The 13,075-nt window shown below is 66.9% G+C and carries 12 protein-coding genes; 2 read left to right on the top strand and 10 right to left on the bottom strand.

The features are described 5' to 3' along the window. Window positions 1-56: 56 nt before the first annotated feature. The 8 genes from CXY81_RS05390 to recO form a co-directional block, all read right to left on the bottom strand. Complete coding sequence (locus CXY81_RS05390; RefSeq protein WP_104169691.1) at window positions 57-1,694, bottom strand: ABC transporter substrate-binding protein; 1,638 nt, start codon at window positions 1,692-1,694, stop codon at window positions 57-59. 166 nt (window positions 1,695-1,860) lie between these two features. Further along, window positions 1,861-3,723, bottom strand: a complete 1,863-nt coding sequence (dnaG, locus tag CXY81_RS05385) for a DNA primase (protein WP_104169690.1) — start codon at window positions 3,721-3,723, stop codon at window positions 1,861-1,863. Window positions 3,724-3,817: 94 nt separating this feature from the next. Beyond that, complete coding sequence (locus CXY81_RS05380) at window positions 3,818-5,068, bottom strand: deoxyguanosinetriphosphate triphosphohydrolase (RefSeq protein WP_174843654.1); 1,251 nt, start codon at window positions 5,066-5,068, stop codon at window positions 3,818-3,820. Continuing rightward, complete coding sequence (gene dusB, locus CXY81_RS05375; RefSeq protein ID WP_104169688.1) at window positions 5,061-6,233, bottom strand: tRNA dihydrouridine synthase DusB; 1,173 nt, start codon at window positions 6,231-6,233, stop codon at window positions 5,061-5,063. The genes CXY81_RS05380 and dusB overlap by 8 nt, the downstream gene beginning before the upstream one ends. Window positions 6,234-6,278: 45 nt before the next feature. Further along, window positions 6,279-6,404: a hypothetical protein gene (locus CXY81_RS17200; protein ID WP_255408566.1), complete on the bottom strand. Its 126-nt coding sequence runs from the start codon at window positions 6,402-6,404 to the stop codon at window positions 6,279-6,281. Next, on the bottom strand, window positions 6,401-7,060 hold the full coding sequence (locus tag CXY81_RS05370) for a DsbA family protein (RefSeq protein WP_104169687.1): 660 nt from the start codon (window positions 7,058-7,060) through the stop codon (window positions 6,401-6,403). The genes CXY81_RS17200 and CXY81_RS05370 overlap by 4 nt, the downstream gene beginning before the upstream one ends. 40 nt (window positions 7,061-7,100) lie before the next feature. Further along, window positions 7,101-7,931: an isoprenyl transferase gene (locus tag CXY81_RS05365; RefSeq protein ID WP_104194227.1), complete on the bottom strand. Its 831-nt coding sequence runs from the start codon at window positions 7,929-7,931 to the stop codon at window positions 7,101-7,103. Then, complete coding sequence (recO, locus tag CXY81_RS05360; protein WP_104099989.1) at window positions 7,928-8,650, bottom strand: DNA repair protein RecO; 723 nt, start codon at window positions 8,648-8,650, stop codon at window positions 7,928-7,930. The genes CXY81_RS05365 and recO overlap by 4 nt, the downstream gene beginning before the upstream one ends. Window positions 8,651-8,728: 78 nt before the next feature. Between recO and CXY81_RS05355 the strand changes: the two genes are divergently transcribed. Both CXY81_RS05355 and CXY81_RS05350 read left to right on the top strand, forming a co-directional pair. After that, complete coding sequence (locus CXY81_RS05355) at window positions 8,729-9,427, top strand: trimeric intracellular cation channel family protein (protein ID WP_233194007.1); 699 nt, start codon at window positions 8,729-8,731, stop codon at window positions 9,425-9,427. A 110-nt stretch (window positions 9,428-9,537) separates the two neighbouring features. Beyond that, on the top strand, window positions 9,538-10,278 hold the full coding sequence (locus CXY81_RS05350; protein ID WP_199182964.1) for a hypothetical protein: 741 nt from the start codon (window positions 9,538-9,540) through the stop codon (window positions 10,276-10,278). Window positions 10,279-10,412: 134 nt separating this feature from the next. Here the strand turns inward: CXY81_RS05350 and leuA are convergent, their stop codons facing one another. Continuing rightward, the gene (gene leuA, locus CXY81_RS05345; protein WP_104169685.1) at window positions 10,413-12,185 is read right to left on the bottom strand and encodes a 2-isopropylmalate synthase; all 1,773 of its coding nucleotides are present in this window, start codon (window positions 12,183-12,185) and stop codon (window positions 10,413-10,415) included. Window positions 12,186-12,465: 280 nt separating this feature from the next. Continuing rightward, window positions 12,466-13,075 (bottom strand): transposase (locus tag CXY81_RS16880; protein WP_233194006.1); only part of this gene is annotated, 610 nt, incomplete at its 5' end.

The raw sequence follows: 13,075 nt of genomic DNA, 5'->3' as shown, positions 1-13,075 counted from the left end.
CAAGCGACTGGATGCCCCCGGGTTTCAAATTAGAGAAACTCTAACCGGTCGACGAACTAACCTTTGACCAGTGCCGCGTAACGGAACTTGAACGACGCGTCGAGCGTGTCGCTGGTTCCGGTCACATCGGGGCCGGTGACGGCAACCTGGGCGCCCTGGAGCAGCGGCACGGTCGACAGCTGCGCGGCGACCTTGTCCTGGATCTCCTCGATCAGCTTGGTGCGCTCGGCGGGATCGGCGGTGACGGCCTGCTTCAGGATCAGGGCGTCGACCACCGTGTCGCTGTAGTGGTTCTTGAGGAAGCCGCCTTCGAGAAAGAACGGGGTCAGGTAGTTGTCGGCGTCGGAGTAGTCCGGGAACCAACCGAGCTGGTAGATGGGGTAGACATCCGTCGTGCGGTCCTTCGAGTACTGAACCCACTCGGTGGTCTGCAGGTTGACGGTGAAGAGGCCCGAGGCTTCCAGCTGGTCCTTGACCAGGGCGTACTCGTCGCCGGACGACGGGCCGTAGTGGTCGTTACTGTACTGGAGGTTGAGCTTTACCGGACCGGTCACGCCGGCGGCCTTGAGGGTTGCCGCGGCCTTGTCGACGTCGGGGGCACCCTCACCGTCGCCGTAGAGGCCCTTGAGGGACTCGGTGGCACCGGTCAGTCCGGCGGGAACGTAGGAGTACACCGGGGTGTACGTGCCCTTATAGACCTGCTCGGCGATTTCGTCGCGGTCGACCAGGTCGGCCACGGCCTGGCGCACGGCAAGGGCCTTGGCCGGGTCGGCCTCGGCGGTCTTGGCGCCGAACGGCTGGGTGTCGAAGTTGAAGACGATGTAGCGGAGTTCGCCGCCGGGTCCGTCGACGACCTTGACCTTGTCGTTGCCGCGCAGGTCCTCGATGTCGGTGGCCGACAGGCTACGGAACGCCACGTCGATATCACCCTGCTGCACTTCGAGCTTCAGATTGGAGGCGTCGGCGTAGTACTTCACGTTGACGACGTCGGTCTTGGCCGCGCCCAGGAGACCCTCGTAGTCCGGGTTGGCCTTGTAGCCGAGCAGGTTGTTGAAGTCGTAGCTGGTGATGACGTACTGGCCGGCGAACGCGTTGGCGTCGACGATGTCCTGGTCCGGCGTGAGTTTCGTGGCCGAGAAGGTGTCCTCGTCGACGATGGGGCCGGCCGGGCTGGACAGGATCTGCGGGAAGATCTGGTCGTCCGCCTGCTTGAGGGTGAAGACAACCGTGGTGTCATCGGGGGCCGCGACGCTGTCCAGGTTATAGAGCAGCGAGGAGGGGCCGTTGTCGTCCGCGATCGCTAGCTGGCGGTCGAAGGTGAACTTGACGTCGGAGGAGGTGAGCTCGTTGCCGTTGGCCCACTTCAGACCGGGCTTGAGGGTGACCGTGTACTCGTTGGGGCTGGTGAACGCGGCGGCCGTGGCGATGTCGGGCTCGACGTCCGGACTGCCGTAGGGCGTGTTCATCAAGAATGGGAAGACCTGGTTCTGAACCGCGAACGAGCCGTTGTCGTAGGAACCGGCCGGGTCGAGCGACGTGATCTTGTCGGTCGTGCCGATCGTGATGGCTTCGCCACCCGAGCTGGTCTCGTCGTCGGTTCCGCCGGCGGAGCAGCCCGCCAGGGTCAACGCGGCGACCGCGACAACCGCGGCGGCGCTGAGCCCTCTCGCGCGTGAAGTGGATGAGAATGCCATAGCCGTGAGCCTCTTCCTCTAGAAAACCGATGCCGGGCGCAGGAATCGTGCGCGGCCAGCATTGCTGTAGGAAAAGAAGTAGCACAGAATGCGCGGTGTCCCGTCGCAATACGATGCATCTTTATCGAGCTGCAACCAAGGAGGAGCCGGGCGAGACGAGCCCGGTCTACTCCTCCCGGAGGTTGCGGCGCTCGGACTCGACTCGCACCAGCTCCCGCTGGAGTGCCACATAGACGTCGCGATTGGTCGCATCCGCGCGCTGGAGCCGACCGAGGAGTTCGGCCTTCTGGCGAAGCAGGTCCCGGTCGATCAGGGCCACGGTGATGTCGCGCACGTAGCGGCCGATTTCGCGTTCGGACCGTTCGGGCAGGGAAGCCATCGCCAACTCCTTGACCAGGTTTTCCAGCGTGGCCGGGACCTCGGCGACGATGCGGTCGAGCCAGTCGACGGCGTCGTGGTGGGGCGCGGTGGCCGCGATGGCGTCGCGCACCACCGCCAGGGAGGTGTTCACGAAGTTCGTCGCCGCGGCGCGCTGGATCAGATCCACCCCGACGACGGTAGGGCGCTGCAGCATGGCCATCAGGCCGTCGCGTTCCAGCCGGGTGACGGGGTCGGTCGCCAGGTCGATCATGGAGAACGGCTGCTCCCGGGGCGCCGGCTCGTTCTCCCCCGACCGAGCTCCCGGAGTGGCCGTACCGGTGCTCCGGGAGCGCGACAGGGCGGCGGAGACGGCCTTGCCGACCTCGCCGAGCTCCATGCCGAGCATGCGCGCCAGCTCGTGCGTGTAACCGGGTCGCAGGGTCGGGTCACGGATGTCGCCGACGATCGGCGCCGCGGCGCGAAGCGCGGCGACGCGACCCTCCACCGTGTCGAGGTTGTATTGGCCGAGCAACTGCCGGATCATGAATTCGAACATGGGCTTTTTCGAGTCGATCAGCCGGCGCACGGCGTCATCGCCGCGCTGCAGTCGCAGGTCGCAGGGGTCCAGTCCCTCGGGCGCGACGGCCACGTACGTCTGGGCGGAGAAACGCTGCTCCTCGCTGAATGCGCGCACGGCGGCCTTCTGGCCGGCGGCATCCGGATCGAACGTGAACACGACCTCGCCGACCCCGCTGTCGTCGCCGAGCACGCGACGCAGCACCTTGATGTGGTCGACCCCGAAGGATGTGCCGCAGGTGGCGACCGCGGTCGTCACCCCGGCAAGGTGGCAGGCCATGACGTCGGTGTAGCCCTCCACGACGACGACCTGGTGGCCTCGGGAGATGTCGCGTTTGGCGAGGTCAAGCCCGTAGAGCACCTGGGACTTGTGGTAGATCGGCGTTTCGGGGGTATTCAGATATTTGGGTCCCTTGTCGTCTTCGAGGAGCCGACGCGCCCCGAAGCCGATGGTCTGCCCGGTGATGTCCCGGATCGGCCAGACCAGGCGGCCGCGGAACCGGTCGTACACGCCGCGGTCGCCGCTGGAAACGAGACCGGACAGCGTGAGTTCCTCGGTGGAGAACCCCCTGGCGCGCAGGTGGTTGGTGAGCTCGTCCCAGCTTTTCGGGGCGAAGCCGACCCCAAACCGGGCGGCCGCGAGGGAGTCGAAGCCGCGTTCACCGAGGAAAGTACGCCCGACCAGGGCGCCGGGGCTGCCGAGGCGTTCCACGAAGAAGTCGGCCGCGGCCTGGTTGGCGGCGTACAGGCGGGCCCGATTGGTGTGGTCGGGAGCCTCGCCGGCGCCGCCCTCGTAGTGCAACTCGATACCGACCCGGCCGGCGAGCCGTTCGACGGCCTCACTGAAACTGACGTGGTCCATCTTCTGCAGAAAGGAGTAGACGTCGCCGCTCTCGCCGCAACCGAAGCAGTGGTAGAAACCGACCTGTGGGCGCACGTGGAAGCTTGGGCTGCGCTCGTCGTGAAAGGGGCACAGTCCCTTCATCGATCCCACGCCGGCGGACTTGAGACTCACGTAGTCGCCGACGATGTCGGCGATGTTGGTTCGGGCCTTGACCTCTTCGATGTCGTTTTGTCGAATCAGGCCTGCCATAGTTGAATGTTAGTCCTGCCCGTGTCGGTGTTCGGTGTGGTGTCGTCGTTCTGTGCGGTGCTGCCCGTGCTGTCCGTGCTGTTGTTCGCGCGGGTCAGTGCTTTACCAGGCGTTCGTACCAGGCCAGCGCGGACTGGTCGGTAAGGCTGGCGACCTGGTCGACGACGACGCGTTTGCGGGCTGCGGCGTCGGCGGCTGCGTGCCAGTCCTCCCGGTATCCCGCGTCGAGGTGTTCGTCCCCCGTCGCGTGCAGCGTGCGCGCCAGCAGGGTGAGCACCTGCCTCTGCTCCACGTAGATGGGCTTGCGGGTCTGTCGCGTCATCACGAAGGTCGCCACGATGCCCTTGAGCACGGCGATCTCCGCCTCGACCTCCCGCGGCACGACCACGTGGGCGCCGAACCGAATCAGGTCGCCCCCCGGGTTGGCGTCGCGGGTGGCGCGCACGGCGGCACCGCTGAAGCGGCCGATCAGCTGGCTGGTCAGGTTCTTCAGCAGGCCTTGCTCGCGGCGGCTGCCCGACCAGGTCTCAAGCCAGGCGTTGAGCGAGTCCAGCCGGTCGAAGGCGTCGGCCAGGTCCTCCTCGGAGAGACCATCGCCGGTCCACTCGGTCATCGTGGCCAGAAGCGACTCGTGGTTGGTCCGGCTGCCGAGCTGGCCGACGTCGATGTAGCCGTTGAAGACGGCGTCCTCGAAGTCGTGCACGGAATACGCGATGTCGTCGGAGAGGTCCATCACCTGCGCCTCGATGCAGCGCCGGCGCTCCGCGGCGCCGGTGCGCATCCACTCGAAGGCCTCCCTGTCGTCCGGGTAGAAGCCGTACTTGGCGCGGCCGCTCGGATCGGCAACCGACGAGTCGGCCGGCCAGGGGTATTTGCAGCTCGCGTCGAGGCTCGCCCGCGTGAGATTGAGCCCATAGCTGCGGCCGTGGCGGCCGAAGACCTTGGGTTCGAGTCGGGTGAGCAGGCGGAGCGTCTGCGCGTTGCCCTCGAAGCCGCCGATGTCTGCAGACCAGGTGTTGAGGGCCTTCTCGCCGTTGTGGCCGAAGGGCGGATGGCCGATGTCGTGCGCCAGGCAGGCGGTGTCGACGATGTCCGGGTCGAGGCCCAGCCGCAGAGCGAGTTCGCGCCCGACCTGGGCGACCTCGAGAGAATGGGTGAGACGGTTGCGCGCGAAATCGAGACCGGCGGCCGGGCTCAACACCTGGGTCTTCGCGGCCAACCGGCGCAGAGCGCTCGAGTGCAAAAGCCGGGCCCGGTCGCGAGCGAAATCGCTGCGCCTGGAGCCGTGCTCCTCAGGCAGCCAGCGTTCCTCGTCGTGCCTGCTGTATCCGGTCTCATTAGCCACCGCTTGTGTCCCCTTCACCTTCGGTCAGATTGGCGCGCTCCGCCGACACCAGCTCCTGGGAGTCGAGCCAGTGTTCAGGAAGTGAGGTTTTCTTCGGGCTGCCGGCCCGACCCCGGGGCCCCTCAGCGCCCTCGCCGGGGTAGTCCTGATCGCCGTCGAGGGTGCCCAGCAGATCGTCGAGCTGCGCGAGCGAGACGACCGAGGCCAGGCTCGCCCGCAGGTCGCCGCCGACCGGGTAGCCCTTGAAATACCAGGCCACATGCTTGCGGATGTCCCGGCAGGCTCGCTCCTCGCTCTCGAAGAACTCGGTCAAGAGCACCGCGTGGCGGCGGAAGGCGTCGGCGACCTGGCCCAGGTTGGGCTGGATCCTGGCAGCCGCCGCGCCGGACTCGCCGCCGCGGAAGGCCGCGGCGAGGTCACCAAACAGCCAGGGGCGGCCCAGGCAGCCGCGCCCGACGACGACGCCGTCACAGCCGGTCTCCGCGACCATGCGCAGGGCGTCCTCGGCGGACCAGATGTCGCCGTTGCCGAGCACGGGCACGCTCGTGACGGTTTTCTTGAGGGTCGCGATGGCGGACCAATCGGCCTGGCCGGAGTAGTACTCGGCGGCCGTGCGGGCATGCAGGGCGATGGCCGCGACACCGGCGCCCTCCGCCGCCTTGCCGGCCTCCAGATAGGTCAGATGGTCGGAGTCGATGCCCTTGCGCATCTTGACGGTAACCGGCACGTCACCGGCCGCGGTGACGGCACCCTCGACGATCTGACGGAAGAGCCCGAGCTTCCAGGGCAGGGCGGCGCCGCCGCCCTTGCGGGTGACCTTGGGAACCGGGCAGCCGAAGTTGAGGTCGATGTGGTCGGCCCGGTCCTCGGCCACAAGCAGGGTGACCGCCTCGGCAACGGTCTTCGGGTCCACGCCGTACAGCTGGATTGAGCGGGTCTTTTCGCTCTCGTGATGGTTGATCAGTCGCATCGACTCCGGCGTGCGTTCGACCAGCGCACGGGAGGTTATCATCTCGCTGACATAGAGGCCTGCGCCGTATTCACGGCACAGACGACGGAACGCCGTGTTGGTAATCCCTGCCATGGGCGCGAGAACGACGGGCACGTCGAGCGTGAGCGGGCCGATCGTGAGGTTCGCCGGGCTGGTCTGGGTTACGGAAGTCATCCGTTCAATTCTCCCCCACGCCGGGACGCCTACCTGACGACCCGGCTAGACGCCGCAGGAGCCGCCGCCGCAGCATCCGCCGGCCGCGGCTTGGCCGAGAAGTTCGATCGTGGGAACGGACGCGGCCTCGGCGGGGGCGACCGGGGTGGTGGTGTCGGGTGCGTCGCTCATTTGTTCTTGTCCTCGGATTTTTCGGTGTGCGCCTGGCGGAGGGCCTGGGCGAAGGTGTCGGGGTCCTGGGCGCCGGAGATCCCGTATTTGCCGTCGATGACAAAGAAGGGCACCCCCTGGATGCCGTAGGCGTTGGCCTGAGCGACGTCGGCCTTGACATCCGAGAGGAAGTCGTGGGCGGTCAGGGCGCGGATGACGTCGTCACGGTCCAGGCCGATTTCGGCGGCGAGGTCTGCGAGGTCGGCGATCCGGCCGACGTGGCGGCCGTCGACGAAGTAGGCCTTGAGCAGTCGTTCTTTCATGTCGAGCTGGCGGCCGTGCGCCTTCGCGTAGTGCAGCAGCTCGTGCGAGATGACAGTGTTGGTCTGATGCACGGAGTCGTAGTCGTAGTGCAGCCCGACGCTCTCGGCAATGCCGGTGACGCGCTCGAGCATCTGCTCGACCTCGGCGACCGGCAGGCCCTTACGCTGACTGAGGTAGTCGACGGGGCTGCCATCGAAGTCGACCGGGGTATCCGGGGCGAGTTCAAAGCTGTGATATTCAACCTCGACGTTCCCGTCGAACAGGGCCGCCCCGGCCTCGAACTTGCGCTTTCCGATGTAGCACCAGGGGCACTGAACGTCGGACCAGATGTCTACTTTGATGGCTTCACTCACTGTGAGGTCAACCGATGGAGCCCCACGTTGTATTCCCGGCCTAGACGGTCGGCGCGTCCACGGCGCCGCCGTAGCGGCGGTTACGGGCCGCGTAGAGCTCGATCGCCCGCCACAGGTCCCCACGGCCGAAGTCCGGCCAGAGGGTGTCCAAAAACACCATCTCCGCGTAGGCGCTCTGCCAGAGCAGAAAGTTGCTGGTGCGCTGCTCCCCCGAACTGCGCACGAACAAGTCCACGTCGGGGAGGTCCGCGGTGTACAGGTACCGCTGGATCGACTTCTCGGTGATCCCGGCGGGCTTCAACCTGCCTGCGGCCACGTCCTCAGCCAAGGCGCGCACGGCATCCGCGATCTCGGTGCGCCCGCCATAGTTCACGCACATGGTGAGGGTGAGCACGTCGTTTCCGGTGGTCAGCCGTTCGGCGAACTGCAGTTCCTTGATGACGGATGCCCACAGCCGGGGCTTGCGTCCGGCCCACCGCACGCGCACCCCCCATTCGTTGAGCTGATCGCGCCGGCGGTGCAGAACGTCCCGGTTGAATCCCATCAGGAAGCGAACCTCGTCGGGTGACCGCTTCCAGTTCTCGGTGGAGAACGCGTAGACGCTCAGGTGTTTGACGCCGATCTGGATGGCCCCGGCGACGACGTCGAGAAGCGCGGCCTCCCCCGCCTTGTGGCCTTCCACCCGAGGCAGCCCGCGCGCGTTCGCCCACCGGCCGTTGCCGTCCATCACAACCGCCACGTGCTCGGGAACGGCCTGCTTCGGCAGGGCGGGCGGGTACAGGCCCGTCCAGTCCAAGGGTTTGAACGGCACCGCATCCTTGTGGGTCAGGGGCTTCTGGCCGAAGGGATTGAGGAAGGGCGCAGGGGTCATCGACTCACGTGTTCCAACGATCGAAGGCCGCGTCCGAGGTGCCACTGCGTGTAGGCGGCGACAACCCCGGTGGCCTGGGCTCTGGTCTGGGGCGGGGTGGATTTGGTGTGCTCCCAGTCGCCGGTCAGGAGGGAGCCGAGCAGGGTGATGGTGGCCGGATCGAGCCTCGGCGAACCAGGGGCTGCGCAATCGTCGCAGACGATCCCGCCAGCCTGCACAACCATCGCGGAGTGGGCTCCCCGGGCTCCGCACCGTGCGCAGTCCTGGAAACTGGGTGCCCAGCCGGCCATCGACAGTGCTCGGAGCAGATAGGAGTCGAGGGTGAGGCCGGCGCCGTGCTCACGGCGGGAGAGCGACCGGAGGGCACCCACGAGCAGCAGGTATTGCTGCAGCGAACCCTCCGCCTCGGTGAGTTTGTCGGCGGTTTCGACCATGGCGCTGGCCGCCGTGTAGCTCGGGTAGTCGGCCGTGATCAGGGCTCCGTAAGAAGCGATGGACTCCGCCTGCGTGATGACGTCGAGGCTCCGCCCCTCCCAAAGCTGCACGTCGGCAACCATGAACGGTTCGAGCCGGGCCCCGAATTTCGACGCGGTGCGGCGCACACCCTTGGCGACCGCGCGCACCTTCCCGTGCTGGCGCGTGAGCATGGTGACGATGCGGTCGGCTTCGCCCAGTTTCTGGGTGCGCAGCACGACGACATCATCACGGTAGACAGGCACCCTTGAATTCTCCCACCTGGCGGGAGCGCGGGGTCGTCAAGCGCGCCGATACCCACCGTTTCAGTGGTTTCATTAGGGGTGCCCTCCACCTCATTCTTCATCCCGCTCTGGCTCGACCTCACGGCCGTGGCCATCGGAGCCGTGCAGGGCGCCATGTTCGCCGGCCGCTTCACCGACCGCCGCTTCGACCTGCTCGGCATCGCGCTGATCGGCGTCACCGTGGGGCTCGGCGGCGGTTTGCTCCGCGATATCCTGCTGGGCGGCGTGCCGGCCGCGCTGCAGAGTAACTGGTACCTGCCGGTGTGCGCGGGGGCGGCTCTGCTCGGCATGCTGCTGCAGAGCCTGTTCAACCGGCTCGGCCCGTTCATCATCGCCCTCGACGCCGTGACCATCGGGCTGTTCGGCGCCCTCGGCACGAGCAAGGCACTCGCCGTCGGCCTGCCGGAGGTCCCGGCCCTGTTCGTCGGGGTCGTCACGGCGGTGGGTGGGTCGGCCCTGCGGGACATGATGCTGAACGTGCCGATCGCCGTGATGCACGTCGGCTCGTTCTACGCCGTCGCGGCCGGGGTCGGCAGCGGCCTGCTCGTGGTGCTCTTCATGCTGCAGGTGCCCGTCACCATCGCCGGGATCGCCTGCGTCGTGGTGACGACGCTCATCCGGATCCTCGCCGCGCGGTACGGCTGGAGCCTGCCGCAGCAGCGCGCGATCGGCAGTTGGCCCCGGTGGCGGCGCGACAATATCGTCGCCTTCCGGCGGCGCAGGAACCGCGGGGCCTGAGGCCCCGACTGGGCCCGAAACTGGTCCACAAACGACGGATTCCGCTCTCGCCTTTCATTGCGTCCCGGGTCAGACTGGTAAGAAGATCTCACGTCGTTTGGAGGAACCTCATGAACATGATGAAGGGCAACGTGCCCGATTCGATGCCGGATTTGATGCCGGTCCTGTCCCGAGGCAAGCACAGAAACCCGCGTTCCGGCGCCTGTTTCATGGAGTTCGCCTCCTATCTCGCCGGAGTGGCCTGGAGTGACCACCCTGCCTGCACTCATCCGTTACTCGCCTCCGTCGCTCGGATGGTGAACGACTGCACGTCGGACACCGCCCGGGCCCGGCTGGTCCCGCTGATCCCGTCGGTGATCGGTTTGCGCGGGGACAACCCACGGGTGCGCCTGCTGATCGCTCTGCGGGCGGCCACATCCGCCCTCCCGGTCACGAGTGCAGACCACCAACGGGCCCTCGCCGTGGGGATCCTCAACTGCGAACGGTACCTGACCGAGGCCAACGGCACCATTCCCGACGACGTCGCCCTGCGCATCCGCAATTCGTTTGACGCGGCACCGGCGACCGAACGGTGGGCGCGAGAATTCATCGCCTCGATGGGGTCCTGGTCTCGGAGCAAGTTCACGGACCGCACGGCGGAGACCATCATCCGGGTGTCCGTGCAGGGCATCGCGGAAGCGTGCGTTCCCGACCCGGACGGCCAGCTCTACGACCTGCTCGCCGGCGCGATCGACGACTGCACGATGGTGCTGACCCCTGCGCCCAAGGCACGACCGGCCAGGGCGACTGCCGACCCGACTCACGTCACTCCGACGCACCGGGCGAAGACGAAGGACACGGCGCGGGTCTAGAGCCGGACTGACAGCACGCAGCCGAGAACCATCGCTCCGGCCGAGCGCCTCCCCCGGGGAAGGCACTCGGCCGGGCTGGCGATTTTCTGCTCACGCGCCGACTGAGTTCACGTGCCGGCTGAGGCTACCCGGGGTCAGGCGGTCGCGTCCGCCAGAGACCGCTCGCCAGCCTCGGCGCGGATGCCGCGGTTGACCGCCGACACCACCGACTTGAGCGAGGCGGTCGAGATGTCCGCGTCGATGCCGACGCCCCAGAACCGCGTGCCGTTGACGTCGAGTTCGACGTAGGCCGCGGCGAGGGCGTCGCCGCCGGCCGACATGGCGTGCTCGACGAAGTCGTAGAGGGTGATGGCGATGCCGCGTTCGGCCATCACGCCGAGGAACGCCGCGATCGGGCCGTTGCCCGCGCCGACCGCGCTGGACACGGTCGTGTCGTCGCGCAGGTCAACGGACAGTTCGACCGAACCGGAGAGGTCGCTCGAGGTGCGCGTGGCGTGCAGCTCGAACCGACCCCACTTCGCGTCGGGCGTGGTGTGGCTGGCCGGCAGGTACTCGTCGTTGAAGATCTCCCAGATCTGCTCACTGGTGACCTCGCCGCCCTCCTGGTCGGTCTTGGACTGCACGACGCCGGAGAATTCGATCTGCAGCTTGCGCGGCAGGTCCAGGGCATGGTCGGTCTTGAGCAGGTAGGCCACGCCGCCCTTGCCGGACTGGGAGTTGACCCGGATCACGGCTTCGTAGCTGCGTCCAAGGTCCTTCGGGTCGATCGGCAGGTACGGGACCGCCCAGAGCAGGTCGTCGACGCCGCAGTCCTGCGTGGCGGCATCCACTGCCATGGCCTCGAAGCCCTTCTTGATGGCGTCCTGGTGCGAGCCGCTGAACGCGGTGAAGACCAGGTCGCCGGCCCAGGGGCTGCGCTCGGGCACAGGCAGCTGGTTGCAGTACTCCGCGGTGCGCTTGACCTCGTCGATGTTGCTGAAGTCGATCTGCGGGTCGATGCCCTGGGTGAACAGGTTGACGCCCAACGCCACCAGGTCGACGTTGCCCGTGCGCTCCCCGTTGCCGAACAGACAGCCTTCGATGCGGTCGGCCCCGGCCAGGTAGCCCAGTTCCGCGGCCGCGATGGCTGTGCCGCGGTCGTTGTGCGGGTGCAGGGAGATGAGCACGTTCTCGCGGTGGGCGAGGTGGCGGGACATCCACTCGATGGAGTCGGCGTAGACGTTGGGTGTGGCCATCTCGACGGTCGCGGGCAGGTTGATGATGACCTTGCGCTCCGGCGTGGGCTCGAGGACCTCCAGCACCTGGTTGCAGACGTCGACGGCGAATCCCAGCTCGGTACCGGTGTAGCTCTCCGGGGAGTACTCGTAGTAGACCGTGGTGCCGGGGACGGATGCCTCGGCGGCGCGGCAGAGACGCGCGCCGGCCAACGCGATGTCGATGATGCCCTGCTTGTCTTCGCGGAACACGACCTTGCGCTGCAGCACGCTGGTGGAGTTGTAGAGGTGGACGATGGCCTGCCTGGCGCCCGCGATCGACTCGTAGGTGCGCCGGATCAGGTGCTCACGCGCCTGGGTGAGCACCTGGATGGTCACGTCGTCTGGAATGGCATTTCCGTCGATCAGGCTGCGCACGAAGTCGAAGTCGGTCTGGCTGGCCGACGGGAAGCCGACCTCGATCTCCTTGTAGCCCATCCGAACGAGCATGTCGAACATGATGCGCTTGCGCTCGGGACTCATCGGATCGATCAGCGCCTGGTTGCCATCCCGCAGGTCGACGGCGCACCAGCGCGGGGCCGCGGTGATGTGCTTGTCCGGCCAGGTACGGTCGGGCAGCTCGATCGTGAACTGCTCCTGATACGGGCGGTACTTGTGAATCGGCATCTGGGATGCGGTCTGATTGTTTTTCATGATCTGGGATCTCCTCGCGAATGGTGGGTAGCCAACGACGAACTCCGCGACGAGGGAGGCCTCAGATTAGGACTCGACGCGGCAGCGAAGAAGCAGCTCACCGAAAAACATAAGTGCAGGCTACCACCCTCGGCAGCACCCTCGGCAGCGGATCGGGTCACGCCACCCGATCGCATCCGGCGTTGAACGAATTCGACGGAGAATTTCGGGAAATGGCCGGTTTTCCGGCTGTCCGGGGCCGATACAGGCAAAATCTCGGCTCTCCTGTCGTAACCGTGGGTTAATCCCGGCCGGGGAGTGCGGGTTTGTGGCCGCCGAGGCTGAGCATGGCGAGGGCGATGAGGGCGTCGGGTGATTTGAAGCCGAAGGCGATTCGGGTGAGCAGTCGGATCTTGGTGTTGACGGATTCGATGCGGCCGTTGGAGAGGCCGTGCTCGATCGATGCAAGGATCGCGGCCCGGTGCTTGACGATGGAGCGTTGGAGTTTCACGAAGGACGGGATTCGGCTGCGGCGGGCCCAGCCGATCCACTTGTCCAGGGCCTCNTCGATGCGGCCGTTGGAGAGGCCGTGCTCGATCGATGCAAGGATCGCGGCCCGGTGCTTGACGATGGAGCGTTGGAGTTTCACGAACGACGGGATCCGGCAGCGGCGCGCCCAGCTAATCCACTTATCCAAAGCCTCGGCGGCTTCGTCGCGGGGCAGCTTGAAGACCAGCCGGAGGCCTTCCTTGAGGTAGTAGGCCCGGCCCAGGGCCGGGTTGGTGTGAACGACCCAGGCGAGCTTGATCTGTTGTTTCTCGGTGAGGTTCTCGGGGTTTTTCCAGAGCGCGTAGCGGGAGTTCATCATCAACTTCGCGTGCTCGCTGTGAGGCCGGGCCGGGGCGTCGTGC

This window comes from Cryobacterium sp. M25 (assembly GCF_002929635.1).
GTDB lineage: Bacteria > Actinomycetota > Actinomycetes > Actinomycetales > Microbacteriaceae > Cryobacterium > Cryobacterium sandaracinum.
This window is presented reverse-complemented; position numbering and strand designations above follow the sequence as displayed.